This is a genomic window from Curtobacterium sp. SP.BCo (genome assembly GCF_051903265.1).
GTDB lineage: Bacteria > Actinomycetota > Actinomycetes > Actinomycetales > Microbacteriaceae > Curtobacterium.
Genome location: NZ_CP194337.1, coordinates 3,419,766 through 3,439,940 on the forward strand (window position 1 = coordinate 3,419,766; position 20,175 = coordinate 3,439,940).

The following is a 20,175-nucleotide window of genomic DNA, read 5'->3' on the forward strand; positions in this document are numbered from 1 at the left end:
TGCGGCCGTGGAAGACTCTACAACAGCTGCGGCCCGGGCGCCAATCGAGGGGGCCGAGGCACCACGCTCGGCGTGTCGCCAGCGGACACCGCTGCGTCGCCGGCGGTCGCCGGGTCAGAGCCCGCCGAGCTCCTCGTCGAAGACCTCCGCCAGGAACACCTCGAGCGCCTGCCACGAGCGCCGGTCGGCTCGGGCCTGATACTGCGCCCCGTGGTCCGGAGCGTCGGTGCCCGGCACGGCGAACGCGTGCATCGCCCCGGCGTACGTGACGACCTGCCAGTCGACGCTCGGGACCGCACGCATCTCGTCCTGCCACGCGGCGATCTTCGTGTCCGGCACGATCGGGTCGGCGGCGCCGGTCAGCACGAGGAGCTTCGCCCGGATCGCGCCGGCGTCGGACGGGTCGTGCGTGAGCAGGTTGCCGTGGAACGACACCGCCCCGACGACGTCGGCGCCGGTGCGGGCGAGTTCGAGGGCGGCCGACCCGCCGAAGCAGTACCCCATCACGACGATGCGGGAGTGGTCGACGTCGGGGTCGGCGCGGAGCCGCTCGAGCCCGGCCTGCACGCGGGCCCGCATGAGCGGCAGGTCCTGGTAGTAGGAGCCGGCGACCTGGCCGGCGGTGTCGTCGCCGGGCCGGACGCCCTCGCCGTACACGTCGGCACCGAACGCCACGTACCCGAGCCGGGCGAGCATCGTGACGCGGGCCTCGACGTGCTCGTTGACGCCGTGCCAGTCGTGCACCACCAGGACCGCGGGGCGTGGCCCCGAGATCGCGGCGTCCTTCGCGAGCACGCCGAGCAGCGCGGTGCCCTCGTGGTCGTAGCGGACGGGTTCGACACGGATGTCGGCACCGGCGGGTTCGGGAACGGTCTGCAGGACGTCGTCGATCGTGGTCACGTCGTGGACGTTACGCGTCGATGTTGTCCCAGGACTCGGGACCGTCGGAGCCCGCCGGGTACTCGTCGAGCGGGGTCGTGCCGTCGCGCCAGGCCTGCAGGAACGGTTCGACGACCTTCCAGCCCTGCACGGCGCTGTCCCCGCGGACCGACAGGGTCGCGTCGCCCTCGAGCACCCCCGCGAGGACCTCGCCGTAGGCACTCAAGCGACCGGGGTTGAACGTGACGTCGAGGCTCGTGTGGTCGATCGTGTACGGGTCGCCGGCACCGTTCACGTTGATCTCCAGCTGCATCTCGTCCGGTGCGATCCAGATCCGGAGTCGATCGGGCAGCTCGGCACCGTGCAGGCCGACGGGCACGTGCGGCGAGTCCTTGAAGGTGATGACGATCTCCCGGCGCTGCGCCGCGAGCGCCTTCCCGGACCGCAGCGTGAACGGCACACCGGCCCATCGCCAGTTCGCGATCTCCAGGGTGAGCTGGGCGAGCGTCTCGGTGCCGAGGGAGGGGTCGACGCCGTCCTCGTCGGTGTAGGAGGGCAGCGACCGGTCGCCGACCTTCCCCGCCGTGTACCGGGCGCGTTTGCCGGCCGCCACGACGTCGCCGCCCCACGGCCGCACGGCCCGGAGCACGAGCTCCTTCTGGGTGCGGAGGTCGTCGGCGTCGATCGAGGCGGGCGCCTCCATCGCGACCACGGCCATCACCTGCAGCAGGTGGCTCTGGATCATGTCGACGAGTGCGCCGGCCTTGTCGTAGTAGCGGGCACGGCCCTCCAGCCCGAGGGTCTCGTCGTAGACGATGTCGACGCGCTCGACGTGCGTGGACGACAGCAGCGGCTCGATGATGCGGTTCGCGAAGCGCAGCCCGAGCAGGTTGAGCACCGTGGAACGACCGAGGAAGTGGTCGACCCGGTGGATCCGCTCCTCGGGCAGGAACGAGTGGAGCACGTCGTTCAGGTGCTCGGCGCTCTCGGCATCGGTACCGAACGGCTTCTCGAGTGCGAGGCGCGTGCCGGCGGGCAGGTCGATTTCCTTGAGGACCTCGCAGCTCTTCTCGGTCACCGCGGGCGGGAGGGCGAAGTAGATCGCCGGGTCGTGCGCGCAGTCGCCGAGCAGCGCCCGGAGGTCGTCGGCGTCGGTGACGTCGGCCTTGCGGTAGCTCGAGGCGTCGATCACGTCGACGAGCCGCTTGCTCAGCCGTTCACCGCCGTCCGCCGCACCCTCGTCCTCCTCGTTCTTGGACGCCTGCGCGTTCTCGAAGGACTCACGGACCTGCTGCTTCCAGTCGGCGTCCGAGATGTCCTCCACACCGGCACCGATGAGCTGCACGTCCCAGTCCGTCTTCACCTCGAGCAGGGTCGCGAGGCCGGGCAGCAGCAGCCGCTTGGACAGGTCGCCGCTGGCACCGAGGATGAGCAGTGAGGTCTGGAGGCTCGACATGCCCCAGAACGTACTCATGCGTTCCGGCACGTGGCCGGGAGACGTCGATACGGTGGGGGCAGTCCGGCGCGAGGGAGCACCATGAGCAGTGGGTACGGAGGGCGACGTCTGCGTGTCGCCGTGGTCGGGACCGGCATGATCGCCGGGGTCCACGCGCGCGCTGCGCGCGCCGCCGGGGCCGAGGTGATCGGGGTGCTCGGCCGGAACGCCGCACGCTCCGCACAGGTCGCCGCGCAGCTCGACCTGCCCCGCGGGTACGCGTCCCTCGACGAGGTGATCGCGGACGCTCCCGACGTCGTGCACGTCTGCACGCCGAACGACCAGCACCACCCCCAGGCACTCGCCGTGATCCGTGCCGGCATCAACGTGGTCTGCGAGAAGCCGCTCGCGATCGACGCCGGTCAGGCCGCCGAGCTCGTCGAGGCCGCACGCGACGCCGGGGTCGTCGCGACGGTGCCGTTCGTCTACCGCTACCACCCGATCATCCGCGAGATCCGCGGTCGGATCGCGGACGGCGACCTCGGCCGCGTGCTCGCGGTGCACGGCCACTACCTGCAGGACTGGATGCTCGACGAGGACGCCTCGTCGTGGCGGGTCGACGCCGGCTCCGGTGGCCTGTCCCGCGCCTTCGCGGACATCGGCTCGCACTGGTGCGACCTCGTCGAGTTCGTCACCGGCGAGCCGTTCGCCTCGGTGTCCGCGGCGACCGACATCGTCTACCCCACGCGCCCGGCCGCCTCCGGGCCGTCCTTCTCCGGGTCGCCCGACCCCGACCCGATCTCGGACGCGTCGGACCGGGCCGAGGTCACGACCGAGGACACCGCCGTCGCCACGTTCCGGACCGGCAGCGGCCGGATCGGCAACGTCGTCATCTCGCAGGTGTCCTCCGGACGGAAGAACCGCCTCTGGTTCGAGGTGGACGGCACGCTCGGATCCGCGGCGTTCGACCAGGAGCAGCCGGAGACGGCGTGGTTCGGCAACGAGCGCGGCGCCCAGATCGTCGTCCGCGACCCGGCGCTCGGCGTCCCCGACCAGCGGCGCCTTGCCCTGGTGCCGTCCGGCCACCCGCAGGGCTACCTCGACGCCTTCGGCGCCTTCGTCGCCGACACCTACGCCGCCGTCCGGAGCGGTCCGGACCCGGCCGGCTGGCCCGAGGGACTGCCGACCTTCGCCGACGGCGCCCGCGCGGCACGCATCATCGACGCCGTGGTCGGCAGCGCCACCGACGGGGCGTGGAGGGAGATCCGATGAAGCTCGGCATGCTGACCGCCTGCCTGCCCGGGTGGTCGCTCGACCGCATCGCCGCGTTCGCCGCCGAACAGGGCTACGAACGGCTCGAGGTCGGCGTCTGGCCGGGCACCGGTGGCCGCGACTTCGAGGCGGCGCACCTGCCCGTCGCGACCTTCACCGACCAGGACGCCGCCGCCACCCGCGAGCTGCTGGACCGGACCGGGCTCGAGATCTCCGCGTTCGCCTACTACGAGAACAACCTGCACCAGGACCTCGCCAGACGAGCCGAGATCAAGGAGCACCTGTTCCACGCGATCGACGCCGCCCGACTGCTCGGCGTGCCGTACGTCGGCACGTTCGTCGGCCGCGACAACTCGCTGTCCGTGCGGGAGAACATGCGCCTCGGCGACCGGGTGCTGCCCGAGCTCGTCGACTACGCCGGCGAACGCGGTGTCCGGCTCGTCGTCGAGAACTGCGTCATGGAGGGCTGGCACCCGGACGGGTACCCGGGCAACCTCGCCTACTCCCCCGAACTCTGGGGATGGGTGACCGGCCTGGGCTTCGGGTTGAACTGGGACCCGTCGCACCTGACCTGGATCGGCATCGACCCGGTCGAGACGATCCTGCCGTTCGCCGAGCACATCGTGCACGCGCAGGCGAAGGACGTCGAGCTGTTCCCCCGCGCACGCGACCAGTACGGGTTCTTCGGCAAGGTCGACAAGGGCGACGACCCGTGGGACATGGGGTGGTGGCGCTTCCGGGTGCCCGGCCGCGGTCAGGTCGACTGGCCGCACGTGGTCGACCGGCTCTACGAGGCGGGCTTCGACGGCACGCTGAGCGTCGAGCACGAGGACCCGCTGTGGGGCGGCACCGACGAGAAAGTGCTCGAGGGGCTGCGGATCGCACACCGGACCCTGCGGCCGCTCATCGCCGTGGAGAGGTGACCCGGTCCACACCCGCACCCGGGTGAGTGCGACAAGGCACATCACGAGGTTGCATCTGGTATTCGTGTATCAGTAGGTTGGCTCCATCGACACGGATGGGGGTGATCACGGATGAAGCGACGGAAGAAGTACGGTCTCGCGGCCGGCGCCGCGCTGCGCTGCACGCGTCAGTGCATGTGCACCTGATCCACGGTGATCGTTGCCGGGGTCGGACGACGATCCCGGCAACCCACCGCCGCCTTCAGCCGACGACCGGGATCCGATGACACTGCCACTCTTCAACCTCTTCGAGCTGCCGCAGCGCACCGAGCTCGCCGACGAGCTCCGCGGCCTCGGGCCCGGCCGCGCCTGGCGCCTCATGCGAGCGCTCTTCGACGTGGACCTGCCACGGTACGAGCGTGAGTCTCCCGAGCACGAACGGGCGCAGGCGATCGAGGCACTGGCGGCCGAGCACCTCCGCCTCGCACCTGCCCTCTCCCGATGCGAAGTGACGACAGCAGCCCGACGGTTCGCGACGTACGGACCACGGCTGCAACTCGAGTCGACCTTCATCACCCTCTGGCTGCGCGATCGGGCAACACTCTTCGACCAGGTGGTCGACGTGGCCGGTGCGGGGCACCTCGATGCAGCGCGCCGGTCCGGCAACGGGGTCCTCGTCGCCCCGTTGCACCTCGGTCCCGCGTACGTCATCCCCCCGTTGCTCGCCTTCACCGCGCCGACCCGCCTGGTGTTCAACCGGATGAACTTCGCCGAACTCCGCGCGGCCGCGTTCCCCGACCTCGACGTCGATGCGGTGGCGATCGACGAGGGCAACACCTTCGCGACCGGCCTCCGGACACTCCGCGCCGGCGGGCTGTTCGCGATGTTCCCCGAGCTGGATCCTCGCGGGCAGTCCGTCCGCCACCGCCCGGTCCCGTTCCTCGGGACGACGATCGCTGCGCCGGAGGGGCCGGTGCTCCTCGCCCAGGCAGCGCGAGCTCCGATCGTCCCGGCGGTCATCGACGGCCACGGGGACGGACGCTTCACGCTCCGCTTCGACACACCGATCCACGTCGGCCGTGGGTCCGGAGCGTCCGAGGACGGCTTGCTGGCGCTCTGGGGCGCGATCGAGCGGCACGTCCGCACACGGCTCGGCGACTGGGAGATGTGGATCGAGTTCGACCGCATGATCCATCCGGGGACATCGTGATCACCGCGCGGGGTCTCCGGAGATCGTTCACGATCGGCGACGTCGAGCGGGAAGTCCTCCGCGGCGTCGACCTCACGGTCGACGACGGAGCCTTCGTCGCGGTCATGGGACCGTCGGGTTGCGGCAAGTCGACGCTGCTCCAGCTCCTCGGCGGCCTCGACGTCCCGTCCGCCGGTTCCGTCGCCCTCGACGCGGTCACCGTCAGTGGCCTCGCTCCGGAAGCACGCGCGACGCTCCGCCGCGAGCGGCTCGGATTCGTCTTCCAGCAGTTCCACCTCATCCCGAGCTTGACCGTGATGGAGAACGTCGGACTGACGGCGATCGTGTCCGGGGTCCGCCCTCGACGATGGCGCCCGCGGGCAGCTGAACTCCTCGAGGCACTCGGCCTCGATCAGCTCGCGCCGGTCGGTCCGGCGCGTCTGTCCGGCGGGGAGCAGCAGCGTGTCGCCATCGCCCGCGCGCTCTTCCACGACCCGGACGTCCTGTTCGCTGACGAACCGACGGGGAGTCTCGACTCGGAGAACGGACGGCTGGTCCTCGAACTCGTCCTGAGGGCACGGCGGATCGGCCGTCTGCGGTCCGTGGTGATGGTCACGCACGACGCTGATGCAGCCAGCGTCGCCGATCGCGTCGTGTTCATGCGTGATGGTGCGATCGCTGGTTCCGTCACGCTCGACGATCTGGAAGGGGTGGCTCGTGCGGAACGTGTTCGGGTACGCCTGGCGCACACTGCGGAGTGATGCCAGGCGTCACCGCTCCAGCTCGATCACCCTCGTGATCGGGACCGCGATGATCGTCGCCGCGGTGCTCGCCGGGCAGGCCGCCGTCGGGTCCGTCCGGACCGGCATCGAGTCACTCGGTGGCGTCGGCGACGTCGCCGTCGTCCCGGACCTCGGTGCCGCCCCGCTCGGTGCGGCCGCGGTCTCGGCCGTCGAGTCACTCCCCGACGTCGCACTCGCCGTGCCGACGTCGAGTCACGACACCTTCGTGGTCGCTCAGGGGCACCCCGACGTCGACGGAGCAGACCTCACGGTCACCGGTGTCCCGGCAGAGGCCACCCTGCGGCTGGGCAGCGTGCTCAGGTCCGGCAGGTGGCCGTCAGCCGACGACGAGCTCACGGTCCCCGACAGGGTCGCGTCCGATCTGGATGTGCGCACCGGGGACGTCCTCCGGGTCGGCGCCAGCGACGGCACTCGTGCGATGCGCGTCGTCGGGATGCTGGACGCAAACGCGCTCGGCCTCTTCGCCGAGGGCAACGTCTTCGCCACGCTCGGCGGCGCCTGGCGTCTCTCGGGTACGAGCGATGCGTACACCCGCGTGGAACTCGTCCTCGAGACACGAGACCGGTCGACGTGGGCGGACCGGGTGCGTCCGTCACTTCCCCCCGGTACCCGTGTCCAGGACACCAGCGCCCTGACCGATGCGCTGGGACCGATCGCCCGCACCACCACGGCGCTGGTCGCCGCGACCGGGGGTGTCGCTCTGGTCATCGGGGTCGTGCTCGCGGCCTCGACGGGCGCGGAACTCCGCAGGCGGCGTCGCGCGTCGACGGCTGTGCTGGTCGCAGTGGGCGCACCGCCCAGCTGGCCCGCACGGGCGCTCGTGGCCGAAGCGCTGATCGCGGGGCTGCTCACGACGACGACGGGAGCAGCCCTCGGTGTCGGTGCGGCCTGGCTCGTGAGCGGTGTCACCAGCAACGCGCTCCCGTCGCCCGGTCCCGCCGGCCTCACCGGTGCCTGCGCGATCGTCGTGGGCACGTTCGCGAACGTCGTCGCTGTGTGGAGCAGCCAGCGGACCCACGGCGGACGGGCACCACGTGCGCAGAGTGACCGGCGCCCCAGCAGGCGCCGAGGGTGGGCTCCGTCGCCGACGTCGTGCTCCGTCGCCGTGTGCGTCGGCATCTCGACCATCGCGCTGACCGAGGGCGGGTTGCTCAGCAGCGTGGTGTCGGTCAGCGCATCCGTCATCGGTGCCGCTGCCGCCGCTGTCCTCGTCCGTCGCGCATCCGGACGGGGCCTCCGACGGTTGCACTGGACGGCCAGCGGACTCACATCGTCCGGCGGTTCGTCGCTCGCAGCCGTCGTCGCGGTCCTCCTGGTGTTCAGCACGGCCCTGCTCTCGGCAGCCATCGGGATCTCCACGGCGACGCAGCAACAGATCGCCCACCAGTTCGGCGCCGACGTGCAGGTCACGTCCACCTCCCCCTTGCCGAACGCCGTCCGCAGCGCGATCGCGGGAGTCGACGGCGTCGGTGCGATGGCGGACAGCAGCGTCGCCACCGTCCGCGCACGTGTCGGTGGGTCGACCGCCGAGGTACCGGCGCTCGGTGTCGCTGCAGGGTGGTTCGCGGTCGAGGACCTGGCATGGCGCTCCGGTGACGCTGACTCGGCGCGGCGGGCGATCTCCTCCGGCAACGGCGTGGCGCTCCCACAGTCCCTCGCGGAGCGGCTCGGGGCGCACATCGGCGACGAGGTCGACCTCGGCTTCGAGGGACGGGAGACCGAGGGTGAGGTCGTCGGGACCTTCACGTCCCTCGCCACCGGTGACCAGCGCGTGCTCGGACCGGACTCGATGTCCGCACTCGCGTTCCCCGCGCCGACCGGCTTGGACATCGCGACCACCAGCGGGTCCGATGCGGTCCTGGTCCGTGACCGCGTCGCAGCCGTCGTCAGGGACGTCCCCGGAGCAATCGCCATCACTGCCACCGAGATGCGGTCCCGCGCCGGCCAACAACTCGCGACGACGTTCGCGGGGGTGTTCGCCCTGATCGGCCTCGCCGGGACGATGGGGGCGGTCGGAACAGCGGGCTCCTACCGCGCCCTCGTCGACCGGCGTCGGTCCGAGCTCGCCGTCCTCAGAGCGGTCGGAGCCACACGGAGGCACCTCGTCGCAGTCGTCCGATGGGAGTGGGCCGCTGCCGTGATCGCTGCGATCGTCCCGGCCGCGCTGTTCGGGATCGTCACGGCCCGGGCGGTCAGCAACGCTCTGGGCACGCTGCTCGGGGTGGACGTCCCGACGACCGCGGGCTCCGGGCCGTTCGCGCTGGCGGCGGCGGTCGTGGCAGCGACGATGGGCATCGCGACCTTCGGCCCAGGACGTCGAGCAGCCCGTGTCGATCCCGCCGAAGCACTCAAGGAGAACGACTGACATGTCGAATCAACCGCCTCGCTGTCCACGGCTCCGGTCGAGCGTCGCAGCGACGCACGACGGAACCACGCTCACCCTCACCGCTCTTGCCGATGCCGACGTGCACGAGTACGACGCGGACGCCGAGACCGCGGACATCGTGCGCAGCCTCGATGGCACCTCCACCGTCGACGAGCTCGTCGTGCGCCACGGTTCGCTCGCTCAGGAGGTGGTGACGATCCTGCACGACGACGACCTCCTCGCCGACGGCCCGGTGCGCCACACCGAGGGACGATGGTCGAACCAGCTCAGGTTCCTGGCAGAACTCGGGGACGCCGATGTTCTGCACCGGCGGCTCCGGGATGCCACCGTCGCCATCGTCGGACTCGGTGGAGTGGGGAACTGGCTCGCCCAGACGCTGGCATCGGTGGGTGTCGGGCGGATCGTCGCGATCGATGCCGACGTGGTCGAGTCATCGAACCGGAACCGACAGGTCGTGTTCGAATCGTCCGACGTGGGAACGCGCAAGGTCGACGCGCTCAGATCCCGTCTGACGGAACGGTTCGCATCGGAGGTCGTCCCCGTGGCCGTCGAGATCACTGCCGTCGAGCAACTCCGACCGCTGCTCGACGAGGTGTCGCTCGTGGTGTGCTGCGCAGACCAACCGGATGTCCGGACGATCTCGGGCATCGTCGCCGAGGCGGCCCGACAGAGTCACATCCCGGCGATCGTCGGTGGAGCGTACGGTGCTGCAGTGGGAGCGCCGGGGTTCACGATCGTTCCGGGCGCGTCGCCCTGTTGGGACTGCGCCGTCGCCGCGAGCGAGAGCGCGGGATCCGGACCGGGCCGCGACGTGACACCCCCGGGACCCTCGGCCGGGAGCTTCGCACCACTCATCGCGGTCACGGGATCGATGGCCGCGTGGGAGGCATGCCGAGTGCTACTGGGCCTGGAGCCCGTGTTCGCGGGTCGTCTCCGCGAGTTCGACGCCACGACGCTCGACTGGCGTGAGCGCGCGGTTCCCCGCCGTTCTGGCTGCTCGTGCGCGGTCGAGGACTGAGCCGGGTCGTCAGAAGGTCGAGCGGCTGTCGTACACCGACATGAGCACGGCTGCCGTGAGGCGGGCGGTCCGTGCCGGCTGCGCGGACTGCTGCACCGCGGACTCGACGCGCGCACCCTCGATCAGCAGCGACAGGCCCTGCGCGATGTGGGTGGGCAAGCTGCCGCGCTCGCAGACCAGGGTGAGGTGGCGCTCGACGTCGAGGAAGTGCTCCCGGGCGAGTGCGGCGATGTCGGGGTCCTGGCGCCCGAGCTCCGCGTGACCGTTGATGAAGGCGCAGCCACGCCACCCCTCGTCCGCGAAGCACTGCTCGAGGTACGAGAAGATCCCGAGGACCTCGTCGCGGGGGTCGGCGGACGCCTCGGTGATGTGGTCCAGAGCCCGCCGCCACGCACCGTGCCAGCGCTGGAGGACGGCGACCACCAAGGACTGCTTCGTCGGGTAGGCAGCGGTCAGCTCCGCCAGCGTGATGCCGGCCCGGTCAGCGACCTGCTGCACGGTCACCGGGATGACGCCGTGTTCGGTGAAGAGTGCATCGGCAGCACCGGACGCGGCCCGCTGCGTCGGTGTCTCGCGCGTGGACGGGGTGAGGGTGAGGACTGTCACGGGGTCAGGCAACGACGAAGAAGTCCGCGTAGGCCGGTTCGGCCACGTACTGCGTCGTGTACCGCTCCCCGAGCCGTGCGCTGATGATCTGGTCGATCTCACCGGGAGCGCTCATCCCGCGTCGGTGCCACTCGGTCGGGATGCGACGGAGTCGGTCGAGGGCGTCGTGGTCAGTCATCGGTGCTGTCCTGTTCTGCGATGAAGGCGGTCATGTCGATGGGCTGCGTCAGCAGGTCGGGCTCGGTGGACACCGTGGCCCTCAGACCGTCAGGGTGAGCACGACCGCTGCCGAGGCCGCCAGCGTGACCGAGGCGATGCCCGTGCTGACCGCTGCGACCTGCAGAGCGTGCTGACGGCGGGTCTCGATGACCTCGGTGAGCGGATCGCGCTGCGCTGACCGGCGACGCCGCAGCGACACGGCGTCGTGCGCCGACGTCGGCGCGAGCTGGAGCTCGGGGATGGTGATCGTGGTCATCGTTCGTCCTTGTCTGCGTACCGTCGGTGCAGCAGCACCAGGCGATGTACCGACCGTACGGAGTGCGGTCCACGGAGTGCCATCCGCCACCGCAGGCTTGTCGATTCCCGGCTGCCGGAGCCCCCCAGCCGTGTCGTCCACCGGCTGTCACGGTCACCGGGCGTCCGAGCCCCGGGGCGGGCAGCGCACGACAGCGAGGCCACCGCGTGACGTCTTTCGGACACTCGGCCGAGCGCGGGTCCTCCGTCCGGGACACTGATCCCGATCCCCATGACCGACCTGCACCCGACCCGCGTCCAGGAAGACACGCAGAGCACCGATCTCGACGAGGCTCGCGACTTCCTCGCTGACGCGTACGCGGGACAGCAGTGGAGCGCCGACAGCACCGGCCAGCCGTTCTCGTTCCGGTACACCGCCGTCGGCGACCGGACGATGACACTCCGGCGGATCCAGTTCGACGGGCACCTCGACGGGGTCATGACGCCGTCCGAGGACTTCGTCGTCCAGTGGACGACGAAGGGCACCGCGACGATCGGCAGCGGGGACGACCAGCTCCGGATGGAGGCCGGCCGTCCACAGCTCTGGCCGCAGCAGGGCGCCGCGTTCTCCTACGACGACTACGATCAGCGGATCGTCCAGATCAACCGAACGGCCCTCGAGACCGTCGCCGGCGAACGCGGCATCGCCCCCGGGGACCTGCAGCTCGACCACACGGTCCGACCGGACGACCGCGCGCTGCGCGTGTGGCGCAGCAGTGTCCAACTGATCTCCCACACGGTGATGGACCGCAACGCGTCGCCGCTGCTGCAGGCCGAGATGGGTCGGCTCGGCGCGCTCGCGCTCCTGGAGCTCTACCCCGTGGCCGCGTCGTCCCTGCCCGACGAACTGCTGCTCCCGAAGAACGGCCACATCCGCGCCGCGGTCGAGTACGTCCACGAGCACGCACACCTCCCGATCGCGACGACGGACGTCGCCCGGGTCGCGAACCTGAGCCTGCGGGCGCTCCAGCACGCCTTCCAGCGGGTGTTCGCGATGAGCCCGAACGCCTACATCCGGCAGGTGCGGCTCGACCGGGTCCGCGACGCCCTCCGCGCCGGAGACCCCGCGACGACGAACATCGGTGACGTCGCCCGACACTGGGGCTTCGCGCACGCCGGACGGTTCTCCGCCGCGTACGTGGAGCGCCACGGCGAGTACCCGCGAGACACCCTCCGCAGGAGCTGACGCAACGGCACGTGCTCGACACCGGGCCGATCAGGTCCCCGGCCCACTACCGGTCGCACGCCTGCAGACCCGCAGACCCGCAGTGTTGCGCGTGTGAACAACACGTGACGTGTTGCGGCACACCCTGGCGCGGCGGCTGTGCGGTTTCATAGGTTCTTGGACGATGAACGCTCACACTCCCCCGCGCCGACGACGGCGCCTCGTCGGCGGCGCAGCACTCGCCACCGCGGGTGTCCTCGTCGCCCTGTCCGTCCCGTCCGCCGCCCTCGCCGCCGAGGGCGACACCACGATCGACATCCTCGACGTGAACGACTTCCACGGCCGCATCGAGCCCGAGGGCACCGCCGCCGACAAGGCCGCCGGTGCCGCCAAGCTCGCCGGCGTCGTGCAGTCGTACCGCGAGACCAACCCGAACACGATCTTCGCGAGCGTCGGCGACAACGTCGGTGCCTCGACGTTCACATCGCTCATCCAACAGGACGCGCCGACCATCGACGCGCTGAACGCGATGCGACTCGACGTCAGCGCCATCGGCAACCACGAACTCGACAAGGGCCAGGACGACCTGACCGGGCGGATCACGGACCGCGCCGAGTGGCCGTACATCTCGGCGAACATCGTGCGGGAGGGCACGACCGATCCCGCGTTCACGCCCTACGAGATCATCGAGAAGGGCGGCGTCAAGGTCGGCTTCATCGGTGCGACCACCGAGGACCTCATCCCCGGTCTCGTCAGCCCGGGCGGTGTCGAGGGGCTCGCGATGGCCCCCATCGTCAGCCAGGTGAACAAGTACGCCACGCAACTGACCGACGGCGAGACGGGGAACGACGAAGCCGACGTCCTCGTCCTGCTCGTGCACGAGGGCGCCACGACTGGTGCGATCGGTGACGCGACGGGCTCCGGCGCGTTCGGCAAGATCACGTCGGGCGTCTCGTCGAAGGTGGCAGCGATCGTCTCCGCGCACACCCACGCGACGTACAACCACTCGATCCCCGGCCCCGACGGCGTCGCCCGTCCCGTGATCCAGACCGGGTCGTACGGCGTCAACTACGGGCACCTGCGCCTGACGGTCGGAGCGGACAAGAAGCTGACGAGCATCACCTCCGAGGTGAAGTCGGTCAACGCCGAGACCAGGGTCCCGATCGATCAGACGTCGGTGAACGAGGTCGCCGGGATCGTCTCCGCAGCGAAGGCCGTCGCGGACGTCAAGGGCGGCGAGAAGCTGGGCGAGATCACCGGCGACCTGCGCCGCGCCGTGCAGTCCGACCGCACCAGCGAGAACCGCGGTGGCGAGTCGGCACTGGGCAACTACATCGCCGAGGTCCAGCGCTCCGCCACCGAGCGGAACGGCTCGCAGGTCGCGTTCATGAACCCGGGCGGGCTCCGCACCGACATGCTGTACACGTCGAGCGGGGCCGGCGACCCGGACGGCACGGTCACCTACAAGGAGGCGGCGCTCGTCCAGCCGTTCGCGAACACCCTCGTCACCGAGGACATGACCGGCGCGCAGATCACGGCCGCGCTGGAGCAGCAGTGGCAGCCGGACGGCCTCGAGCGACCGTTCCTCAAGCTCGGCGTCTCGAACGGCTTCGCGTACACCTACGACCCGTCGAAGGGCCGCGGCGAGCGCATCACCGGCATGACCCTCGACGGGAGGCCGATCGCCCCCACCGACACCCTCAAGGTCACGGTGAACTCGTTCCTGTCGACGGGCGGCGACAACTTCGCGGCCTTCGCGACCGGCACGAACAAGGCCGACTCGGGCCAGGTCGACCTGCAGGCGCAGGTGGACTACTTCACGAAGGTGCCGAAGGTCACCCCGCCGACCGACCAGCGTGCCGTCGGTGTGACGGTGACCCCGGTCCCGCAGGGCGGCTTCCAGCCCGGTGACGAGGTCACCGTGCGGCTGTCCTCGCTCGTGTTCTCGAGCGACGACCCGGCGAAGGCCGGTACGGTCTCCGTCGCAGCGGGCGACGGCGAGGCGCTCGCCAGCGCGGACGTCGACCCGACCGTGGTCGACAAGACCGACGAGCAGGGCCGCGCGACGCTGACCTTCACCGTGCCGGGAGCCGCGCCCGCGTCGTCCACGAACCCGGTCGCCGCCGCAGCACGGGCCGTCGCCACGACGACCCTCGCCGCCGCGGTCACGCCGGCCGCGACGACCGACGAGCCGCTCGTCGTCACGCTGCCGAACGGCCAGACGATCACGCTCGCCGTGACGATCCCCGTCGCCGCGGTCGTCGACCCGACGGACCCGACGGACCCGACCGACCCCACGGACCCGACCGCACCGCCGGTCTCCGGTGACGGCGGCACCGGGAACGTGGGTGTCGACCTCGACGGCGACGGCGTCGTGGACGGGACCGTCCCGGCGAACGCCGGCGGCGCGCTCGCCTACACCGGTGCCGACCTCACCGCGCCGACGATCGCGGCGGGTCTGCTGCTCCTCGGCGGCCTCGTGACGCTCCTGGTCGTCCGAAGGAAGCGGGCCGCGCGCGAGGTGACGTCCATGACGGACTGATCCCGCGCCTCCAGGCACGCCGGACGGGCCGTCTCACCGAGGTGAGGCGGCCCGTCCGTCCCTGTCCCATCCCGGTACTTCCCTGCGTCGCCGGGGATCGGCGGGGTACGCTCTGCCCTGTCGCATCGCGACGCGTCGCGCTGGGTCGCCTCTCATCCCGGACGGTGGTTCCGCCCGGGGGACTCCGCGACGCGGGTGCTCTCCGTCTCCAGGGAAACGACGGAGGGCACCCACCTCAGCGTGCCGAGGCGGGCGCCGCCGATCCCAGCCGATGCGACCGACGCCGAGCCCGGCCGATCGTGAGCAGGAACCGTCGGGTCCGGTCGCGTGACCCGACGATTCCTGCTCACCAAGCGCCCGCCCGGCGACCGCGAGCAACCCGCCCGGCGACCGCGAGCAACCCGCCCGCTCAGCGGAAGAGCTGCTCCCCGATGTACGAACCCTTCCGCGGAGCAGGCGGGACGGCGAACACCGCAGACCCGATGTGCGAGATGTACTCGTTCAGACGGTCCGAGGCGCCGAGCTTCCGCTGCAGCGTCGTGAAGTGCTGCGGGTCGTTCATGTACGCCGCGAACAACAGCCCGGCATCGAGCTGCCCGTACTGGTTCAGACCGTCCGTGTAGTTGTACGGGCGGCGGAGGATCTTCACCCCGCCGTTCGCCTCGTGCGCGGCGAGCGCGATGTGCGACGTCGGGTCGATCTTCGTCCCACCGCCCCGGTGGACGGCGGCGAAGTCGGGCGTGGTGTGCTCGGTCCCACCGGACAGCGGGGCACCCTCGATCTTCGTCCGCCCGAACACCCGCTGCTGGTCGCTGACGACGTCGGCGTCCCAGATCTCGATGTTCATCCGGATCTTCCGGACGACCTGGTAGGTGCCGCCGGTCATCCACCCCGCACCGTCGCCGGCGTCGTCGACCCACACGAAGCGGTCGTAGTCCGCGTCGGTGGTGACGTTCCGGGTGCCGTCCTTGAAGCCCAGCAGGTTCCGCGGCGTGGACTGGTCCGGCCCGGCGGACGCCCGGCCGAAACCGAGCACGGTCCACCGCACGGTGGCGGTCCCCCGTGCCATCCGGGCGAGGTCACGGATCGCGTGGTACGCCACCTGCGGGTCGTCGGCGCACGCCTGCAGGGAGAGGTCCCCGCCGGTGAGGCCGTCCTCGAGGTTGTCGCTCGGCAGGGTCGGGATCGCGGCGAGGTGCGTCGGCTTCTTGGCGGCGAGGCCGAAGCGCTCGTCGAAGATGCCCGGGCCGAGCCCGACGGTGACGGTGAGCGACGCCGGCCCGAGGTCGAGCGCCTCGCCCGTGTCCGCCCCGACCCCGTCGCCGTGGGCGGGTTCGACGCTGCCGACGGTATTGCCGGCCTGCAGCTGCGCGATCGACGCCGACCAGCGTGCGAGGAGCACCTGCAGGTCACTCGCGACCGTCGACGACATGTCGAACGTCATGAACACGCAGTACCGCTGGGGCGCGGTCTGCACACCGCCCTGGGGCTGCCGGGCGGCGGTGGCGTAGAACGGGTGGCTCTGGGACAGGTCGATCGACTCGTCGCCGTTCGTCGCGGCGGAGAACGGGTCGACCCCGGTGGCCGCCGTGGCTCCGGCGACGCCGGCGACCGCCCCGACCCCGACGCCGGCCGCGGCCACGCCGGCGCCGAACAGCCCGCGCCGGGAGACGTGTCGTTCGGTCACGCGGTGGCGACCTTCTCGGCGAGTCGGGACAGCGGGTCCTGCAGCGCCTGCACCTGCTGCGAGATCGTGTTCGCGTCGGAGGCCTTCGTCGCGGCATCCCAGCTCGCGAACCCACCGAGGTCGTCGGCGTCGCGGTACCGGTCCATGAGCGTGTTCGTCGCGTCGAACTGCTTCGCGATCTGCTTCGTCAGGGTCGGGTCGAGCTTGGTCAGCCCCGGCTTGAGGTACGCGAAGGCCTGCCGGGCACCCTCGACGTTGGCGGCGAGGTCGACGAGGTCGATGTGGCTGTAGGCCTCCTCCTCGCCGCTGATCTTGTTCGACTGCACCTCTTCGAGCAGGCCGGCGGCGCCGTTCGCGAGGTCCTCCGGCTTGTAGTCGAGCGTCGGGACGAGCTTCGCCAGCAGTTCGACGTTCGACGTCAGGTCCGCGGCGGTCTGCTTCGTCGACGCGGTGATGGAGCCGGACGCGAACAGGTCCTTCTCGACGGCGTGGAACCCGCTCCAGCCGACGGCGGGGTCGAGGTTCGACGCCCGCATGTCGATCAGGTAGTCGAGGTTGCCGGCGTTGTCGGTGGCCTTGTGGCCCTTCTTGACGAAGCCGTCGACGTCGCTCTCGACGTGCTCGTAGAACGGTCGGGCGTTCGCGTAGGCGGTCTTCGCGGCGGCCAGGTCACCCGTGTCGACGTCGGCCTGCAGCTGCTTGACGGCGGCGACCATGTCGGTGACCTGACCGTCGACGTACTCGGCGTAGCCCTTCGTGCCCTCGTCGAGGAGGGTCGCGGCGCTGCTGTTCGCCGTCGAGGCGACCTTGCCGGTGACGGTGAAGTCGGTGAGCTCACGGTCCGCGCCGGGGCAGTACACCTGGTACTTCCCGCCAGTGAGCGTGGCGGTGAACTGCACGGCGCCGAGACCCGGTGCGAGGTTCTCCTTCTCGCCGAGGATCCGCTGGTCCTGCAGCAGCTCGACCTCGGTGATGGCGGTCGAGGACTCGTTCTTGACGGTGAACGTGACCGGGCCGGCCGGGACCTTCGTCTCGGACACGGCGCACGTGTCGGAGCCGTCGTTGGTCAGCGTCACCGAGACGCGGGACACCTTGCCGGAGCTGCTCGCGGTGTCACCCGCCGTGGTCGACGAGTCCGCGCACCCGGTGAGGGCGAGGGCGGTGACGACGCCGAGGGCGCCGAGGGCGATCAGGGGGCGGGCAGTCCTAGCGGAGGGCATACTCGGTGCTCCTTGTGGGGTCGTCCGCGGGTGGGCCGCGCGACGGGTCGGTTTCGGGGGTGGTGGTCGTGGGCTCGGGCCGGCGGCGTCGGTCGCGCAGCGCGAGCAGCGCCTGCGTGGCCGCCGCGATGCCGAGGGCGATCGGGAGCCAGGCCTTCCAGAGCAGCAGCTCGGCGGTGCGGGTGTCCGCGGCCGCCACGGCGGCGGCGGACCGCGCGACGGTGTCGTCCGGCACGCCCCAGACGGTGCGGTCCAGCGTGGTGGTGCGAGCGGCCGGGAGGCCCCCACCGCCCAGCGTCAGGACCGTGCGTTCCGAGCGGGTCGCGTCCAGGACCCCACCTCGGACCGTCCAGAGGGTGACGGTGTCGCGGACGGCCCAGCGCGCCGAGAACGGCCCGGGGTTCGTGCTCGGCGAGATGCCGACCGGGACGCGTCCGAACAGGTCGACGAGGTCGTCCAGCGTCAGGCTCGACGGCCGCTGCGCGGCTGTGGCGTCCTCGGTCAGGCGCCACCGGTCGGCGGTGACGCCCGCGCGGGTGACGCGCCGGTGGGCCGACGCCGGGAAGGCGAGTCGTGCCTCCCGGCCGCTGCCCGTGGTGCGGAGGACGGCGGCCGCACCGTCGACCGACGCGGTGACGGACGTGGCGTCACCGGTGACGGCGGGGGTGCGCGGCAGGTCCGCGCCACCGGACGGGACGGCGATCGCCAGCGCGGCGGCCGCGACGGCGAGGACACCGGCGATGCCGATCCGCACGGCGGGGACGCGGGCCCGCGACGGACGCCAGGCCCGCGGCCAGAGCGAGATCGCCAGGACCGGGACGACGTAGAGGACCCAGCCGAGGACCTCGATCACGCGGGGGTCCGGCGGGATGCCGAGGACACCGGTGACGAGGGCGCCCTGCACGGAGCCGTTCGGGGCGAGCCAGCTCAGGTCGACGGTGCGCTGCTGCCCGATGACGATCCAGCCGGCCTCGTGGGCACGGCGGAGCACGGTCAGCACCAGCCCGGCGGCGACGAAGACCAGGAAGACCCCGGTGCCGGTGAAGAACTTCGCGAGGTTCAACCGGACGCCGCCGGTGTAGATGCCGTACCCGATGACGACGGCGCCCGCGATGCCGACGAGCGCGCCGAGGGCGGCGAGCGCGGTGTCCGACGACGCCTGGAACGTGGCGAGCAGGAAGACCGCGGTCTCGAAGCCCTCCTTGAGCACGGCCAGGAACGCCATGCCGGCGAGGGCCCACGCGGTGCCGCGGCCGAGCGCCTCGGTCGCGCTCGCCTCGAGTTCCTTGGTCAGCGACCGCGCGTGCGTCCGCATCCACACGATCATGCCGGTGACGAACACGACGGCGACAATGCCGATGACGGCTTCCATGCCCTCCTGCTGCGCCTGGGGCAGCGCCTGCTCGACGACCTGCAGCCCGAAGCCGACGGCGACGCTGAGCACGACGGCGACCCCGACGCCGAGCCACATGGGCGCGAGCGGGACACGGTTGCGACGGAGGAACGCGGCGATGATGCCGACGATGAGCGTCGCTTCGAGGCCTTCACGGAGACCGATGACGAGGGTGGCGAGCATGACGAAGGTGAGGCTAACCTAACCGGCGCCGGACCCGCCACTCCTCGCGGGTGAGGTTTGATGGTTCTCATGAACCTGCTGACGGCCGATGGCCTCGCCTCGGTCACGAACGTGCTCGACCTGGCGGGCGTGTTCGCGTCCGCGCTGCTCGGCGGCTCGCTCGCCCGGACCATGGACTTCGACCTGTTCGGGTTCCTCGTCGTCGGCTTCGTCTCCGGGCTCGGCGGCGGCATGCTGCGCGACACCCTGCTGCAGAACGGCCCGCCCGTCGCGCTCGTCGACCCGCTCTACGTGCCGGTGGCGATCGCCGGGGCGCTGATCGCGTTCCTGGTCTCGTTCTCCGAGCTGACGTGGGACCGCCTGTTCACCGTGCTCGACGCCGCCGTGATCGGGTTCTGGGCCGTGGTCGGGGTGCAACGGACGTTCGACGCCGGGCTCGACTGGCCGGCCGCGATCATCATGGGCACGATCACCGCGGTCGGCGGCGGGGCGATGCGGGACCTCATGCTCCGCCGGGTGCCCGCGGTGTTCGGCGGCAACGCGTTGTACGCCACGGTGGCCGTCGCCGCGTCGGCCGTCATGGTGATCGCGTCGCACCTCGGGTCCCCGACGATCGGGATCATCGCCGCGATCGTGCTCTCCCTCGGGCTGCGGTGGGGCGCGGTCCGCCGCGGATGGGGACTCCCCAACGGCCGCGAGTGGCAGCCGAAGTCGACGCTCGGATCGCTGCTGCAGCGCGGACGACGACTGCGCCCCGATGCGATCCGGCTGCTGCGACGCCCGGGTCGGCGGTCCGGCGCGGGCAGCGTCCACCACGACGGAGCGGGCACCGTCCACCACGACGAGGAGTCCGGCGGCGACGCGACCACCGACTGAGGGTGTCATCCGTCGCTCCCTCGGCGTACCATCGGTACCGCCGGGTATCGACTCGGTACACGTCGTCCGATCGAGCACCGGCGCGACCCGAACGCGGCGGTTCCGA

General features: G+C 71.3%; 17 protein-coding genes. 9 read left to right on the forward strand and 8 right to left on the reverse strand.

Annotated elements, in window-relative coordinates; genetic code table 11:
- Nucleotides 1-114: 114 nt before the first annotated feature.
- Both ACRQ4B_RS16175 and ACRQ4B_RS16180 read right to left on the reverse strand, forming a co-directional pair.
- The gene (locus tag ACRQ4B_RS16175) at nt 115-900 is read right to left on the reverse strand and encodes a dienelactone hydrolase family protein (protein ID WP_439692414.1); all 786 of its coding nucleotides are present in this window, start codon (nt 898-900) and stop codon (nt 115-117) included.
- Between the two features lie 10 nt (nt 901-910).
- On the reverse strand, nt 911-2,335 hold the full coding sequence (locus ACRQ4B_RS16180) for a glucose-6-phosphate dehydrogenase (RefSeq protein ID WP_439692415.1): 1,425 nt from the start codon (nt 2,333-2,335) through the stop codon (nt 911-913).
- 81 nt (nt 2,336-2,416) lie between these two features.
- On the opposite strand from ACRQ4B_RS16180, the gene ACRQ4B_RS16185 reads away from it, so the two are divergent.
- The 6 genes from ACRQ4B_RS16185 to ACRQ4B_RS16210 all read left to right on the forward strand — a co-directional run bounded on the left by ACRQ4B_RS16185 (nt 2,417) and on the right by ACRQ4B_RS16210 (nt 9,884).
- Nucleotides 2,417-3,586: a Gfo/Idh/MocA family protein gene (locus ACRQ4B_RS16185; RefSeq protein ID WP_439692416.1), complete on the forward strand. Its 1,170-nt coding sequence runs from the start codon at nt 2,417-2,419 to the stop codon at nt 3,584-3,586.
- Entirely contained in the window at nt 3,583-4,509 is a 927-nt protein-coding gene (locus ACRQ4B_RS16190) for a sugar phosphate isomerase/epimerase family protein (RefSeq protein ID WP_439692417.1), read from the forward strand. Before ACRQ4B_RS16185 ends, ACRQ4B_RS16190 begins: the two co-directional genes overlap by 4 nt.
- A 262-nt stretch (nt 4,510-4,771) precedes the next feature.
- Complete coding sequence (locus tag ACRQ4B_RS16195) at nt 4,772-5,698, forward strand: hypothetical protein (protein WP_439692418.1); 927 nt, start codon at nt 4,772-4,774, stop codon at nt 5,696-5,698.
- Nucleotides 5,695-6,438, forward strand: coding sequence for an ABC transporter ATP-binding protein (locus ACRQ4B_RS16200; protein WP_439692419.1), 744 nt, complete (start codon nt 5,695-5,697; stop codon nt 6,436-6,438). The genes ACRQ4B_RS16195 and ACRQ4B_RS16200 overlap by 4 nt, the downstream gene beginning before the upstream one ends.
- A complete protein-coding gene (locus ACRQ4B_RS16205) occupies nt 6,395-8,845 on the forward strand; it encodes an FtsX-like permease family protein (protein ID WP_439692420.1) in 2,451 nt (816 codons plus the stop codon). Before ACRQ4B_RS16200 ends, ACRQ4B_RS16205 begins: the two co-directional genes overlap by 44 nt.
- Before the next feature lie 100 nt (nt 8,846-8,945).
- Nucleotides 8,946-9,884 (forward strand): HesA/MoeB/ThiF family protein, encoded by a 939-nt coding sequence (locus ACRQ4B_RS16210; RefSeq protein WP_439692421.1) that lies wholly within the window; start codon nt 8,946-8,948, stop codon nt 9,882-9,884.
- A 9-nt stretch (nt 9,885-9,893) separates the two neighbouring features.
- Here ACRQ4B_RS16210 and ACRQ4B_RS16215 read toward each other — a convergent pair whose 3' ends face one another.
- From ACRQ4B_RS16215 to ACRQ4B_RS16225, 3 genes are all read right to left on the reverse strand, one after another.
- Entirely contained in the window at nt 9,894-10,490 is a 597-nt protein-coding gene (locus ACRQ4B_RS16215) for a TetR/AcrR family transcriptional regulator (protein ID WP_439692422.1), read from the reverse strand.
- Nucleotides 10,491-10,494: 4 nt separating this feature from the next.
- Nucleotides 10,495-10,668 (reverse strand): hypothetical protein, encoded by a 174-nt coding sequence (locus tag ACRQ4B_RS16220; RefSeq protein ID WP_439692423.1) that lies wholly within the window; start codon nt 10,666-10,668, stop codon nt 10,495-10,497.
- 81 nt (nt 10,669-10,749) lie between these two features.
- On the reverse strand, nt 10,750-10,965 hold the full coding sequence (locus ACRQ4B_RS16225) for a hypothetical protein (RefSeq protein ID WP_439692424.1): 216 nt from the start codon (nt 10,963-10,965) through the stop codon (nt 10,750-10,752).
- A 270-nt stretch (nt 10,966-11,235) separates the two neighbouring features.
- Here ACRQ4B_RS16225 and ACRQ4B_RS16230 point away from each other — a divergent pair, with 270 nt between their 5' ends.
- Nucleotides 11,236-12,189 (forward strand): helix-turn-helix transcriptional regulator, encoded by a 954-nt coding sequence (locus ACRQ4B_RS16230; protein ID WP_439692425.1) that lies wholly within the window; start codon nt 11,236-11,238, stop codon nt 12,187-12,189.
- A 163-nt stretch (nt 12,190-12,352) separates the two neighbouring features.
- Nucleotides 12,353-14,710 carry a bifunctional metallophosphatase/5'-nucleotidase gene (locus tag ACRQ4B_RS16235; RefSeq protein WP_439692426.1) on the forward strand — a complete coding sequence of 786 codons (2,358 nt, stop codon included), beginning with the start codon at nt 12,353-12,355 and terminating at the stop codon, nt 14,708-14,710.
- Nucleotides 14,711-15,119: 409 nt separating this feature from the next.
- On the opposite strand, the gene efeB is transcribed toward ACRQ4B_RS16235, so the two are convergent.
- The 3 genes from efeB to efeU are packed head-to-tail and all read right to left on the reverse strand — an operon-like array spanning nt 15,120 to nt 19,193.
- On the reverse strand, nt 15,120-16,397 hold the full coding sequence (gene efeB, locus ACRQ4B_RS16240; RefSeq protein ID WP_439692427.1) for an iron uptake transporter deferrochelatase/peroxidase subunit: 1,278 nt from the start codon (nt 16,395-16,397) through the stop codon (nt 15,120-15,122).
- Nucleotides 16,394-17,617 (reverse strand): iron uptake system protein EfeO, encoded by a 1,224-nt coding sequence (gene efeO / locus ACRQ4B_RS16245; protein ID WP_439692428.1) that lies wholly within the window; start codon nt 17,615-17,617, stop codon nt 16,394-16,396. The genes efeB and efeO overlap by 4 nt, the downstream gene beginning before the upstream one ends.
- Nucleotides 17,604-19,193 carry an iron uptake transporter permease EfeU gene (gene efeU, locus ACRQ4B_RS16250; RefSeq protein ID WP_439692429.1) on the reverse strand — a complete coding sequence of 530 codons (1,590 nt, stop codon included), beginning with the start codon at nt 19,191-19,193 and terminating at the stop codon, nt 17,604-17,606. The genes efeO and efeU overlap by 14 nt, the downstream gene beginning before the upstream one ends.
- Nucleotides 19,194-19,262: 69 nt before the next feature.
- Between efeU and ACRQ4B_RS16255 the strand changes: the two genes are divergently transcribed.
- On the forward strand, nt 19,263-20,069 hold the full coding sequence (locus tag ACRQ4B_RS16255) for a trimeric intracellular cation channel family protein (RefSeq protein ID WP_439692430.1): 807 nt from the start codon (nt 19,263-19,265) through the stop codon (nt 20,067-20,069).
- Nucleotides 20,070-20,175: the final 106 nt, after the last annotated feature.